General features: G+C 68.3%; 4 protein-coding genes. All 4 read left to right on the top strand.

Features of this window, described 5'->3' with window-relative positions:
- The first annotated feature begins 100 nt into the window (after positions 1-100).
- The 4 genes from Q8Q85_13095 (at position 101) to Q8Q85_13110 (ending at position 1,828) form a co-directional block, all read left to right on the top strand.
- Entirely contained in the window at positions 101-274 is a 174-nt protein-coding gene (locus tag Q8Q85_13095; protein MDP3775192.1) for a hypothetical protein, read from the top strand.
- A gap of 188 nt (positions 275-462) precedes the next feature.
- Positions 463-1,008 carry a winged helix-turn-helix domain-containing protein gene (locus Q8Q85_13100; protein MDP3775193.1) on the top strand — a complete coding sequence of 182 codons (546 nt, stop codon included), beginning with the start codon at positions 463-465 and terminating at the stop codon, positions 1,006-1,008.
- Entirely contained in the window at positions 924-1,460 is a 537-nt protein-coding gene (locus tag Q8Q85_13105; protein MDP3775194.1) for an IS630 family transposase, read from the top strand. Before Q8Q85_13100 ends, Q8Q85_13105 begins: the two co-directional genes overlap by 85 nt.
- Positions 1,461-1,579: 119 nt before the next feature.
- A complete protein-coding gene (locus tag Q8Q85_13110; protein ID MDP3775195.1) occupies positions 1,580-1,828 on the top strand; it encodes a redoxin domain-containing protein in 249 nt (82 codons plus the stop codon).
- The last annotated feature ends 65 nt before the right edge of the window (positions 1,829-1,893 follow it).

The raw sequence follows: 1,893 nt of genomic DNA on the forward strand, positions 1-1,893 counted from the left end.
TCAAGCGAAAAAGTGAAGCGGCGAGGATTTGGCCCGCCGTCGCTGTCTGGAATCTTGCACACTTTCACGGCGAAGCTACGCGCGCTAGAATCGAGTCGGCATGAGCGGTCACGCCCTGCTCCTCTGGGTCGCCATCGGGGGTTTTACGATCCATGTCCTCGGGCTGGTCGTGCTCGCGCTCATGCTGCGGGAGTCGCGGCGCCTCACCCGGGAAGTCGAGGGGCTCGTGTATCACGAAGGCGAGCGGACCCGCACGGCTCTCGGCCTCCCCTGACAGGGCTGGACGTTTCCGCGGAAACGCGCTGGACGTTTCCGCGGAAACGCGCAGCCGCTGTGTATCCATCTCGATACGTTGACGCATCTAATGATTCTCGTTAAATAGATTGACGGGATTCATCGCGTACCCTGCGATGCTAGGGAATGCCACCAGCCAGCCGCGGAGCCCGTCGGGATTTTGCTGCGTTGGAAGCGCGTCGGTACGAGGCCGCGCGTTTGTTCGCGCGCGGCGAATCGCAGGCGACCGTTGCCCGCACGCTTGGCGCGACGCGGGCGGCCGCCCACCGCTGGTATCACGCCTGGCAGGACGAAGGCCGCACGGCCTTGAAAGCAGCCGGCCGTGCGGGGCGCAAGCCGCGGCTCGAGGCGCCGCAGCTCGCGCGGGTCGAAGCGGCGTTGCTCAAGGGCCCCGGGGCTCATGGGTTCGCCACGGAGCTGTGGACGTTGCCGCGCGTGGCCACGCTCATCGAGCGGCTCACGCGCGTGCGGTACCACCCGGGCCACGTCTGGTACATCCTGCGGCGCCTCGGGTGGTCGCTCCAGCGCCCGACGCGCCAAGCGCGGGAGCGCGACGAGGCCGCGATCGCCGAGTGGAAGCGCCGGCGCTGGCCGCAGGTAAAAAAAACGCCCGGCGGCGGCGGGCCTGGATCGTCTTTGAAGACGAAAGCGGCGTCTCGCACCGGCCGGTCGTCCGCCGCACCTGGGCCCCGCGCGGTCACCCGCCGGTCTTGATCCACACGGGGGCGAACTGGACGCGCTTGTCGATCGCGGCGGCACTGGCCTTCCGCTGGGACGGCCGGCGCCGGCGCTGTTACTTCCAGACGCGGCCCGGGAGTTACAACGATCTCGCGCTGATCGCCTTCCTGCGCGCGCTCAAGCGGCACTTCCCGGGGCGCCACATCATCCTGGTGTGGGACGGGCTGGGCGGGCACAAGAGCCGCGTGATGCGGCAGTATCTCGCGCGCGCCCGGGCCTGGCTGACGGTCGAGCGCCTGCCCGGCTACGCCCCAGAATTGAATCCCGTCGAACAGATCTGGGGCAACATCAAAGGTCGTGAACTTGCCAACCTCTGCCCGGCCGACATCCTCGCGCTCCGCGGGCCGCTGCGCGCGGGCTTCGCCCGCATCCGTCGACGCTCGACGCTGGCTTTCGGCTTCTTGCGGCACGCGGGACTGTCGTTCTGACATGTCCGTTACTCTATTTCACGAGACTCATTAGCCCTCGGTGTCCTCGGTGCTCGGCTGGAACCCGAGCACCGCGCGGCGGCATCTAAACGGAAATACCGCCGTCAGGGGAGGCCGCGATGACGCTCCAGGCAGAGCTCGACGCACTCAAGGCCCAATCACGAACGCGGATCCCCGAAGAGGCGCAGGCGATCATGCGCCGGGCCGTCGAGGATCTCCGCAAGTCGGGGATTCTGGACCGCGTGCCGAAGGTCGGGGCGAAGGCGCCCGAGTTCACGCTCCCGAACGTGGCAGGGCAGCCCGTGAGCTCGCGCGCGCTGCTCGCGAAGGGGCCGCTGGTGTTGAGCTTCTACCGCGGCAAGTGGTGACCGTACTGCAATGCGGAGCTGGCAGCTCTGCAACGGGCGTTGCCCGAGATCAGCGCGGCGGGCGG

Source organism: Gemmatimonadales bacterium (assembly GCA_030697825.1).
Lineage (GTDB): Bacteria > Gemmatimonadota > Gemmatimonadetes > Gemmatimonadales > JACORV01 > JACORV01.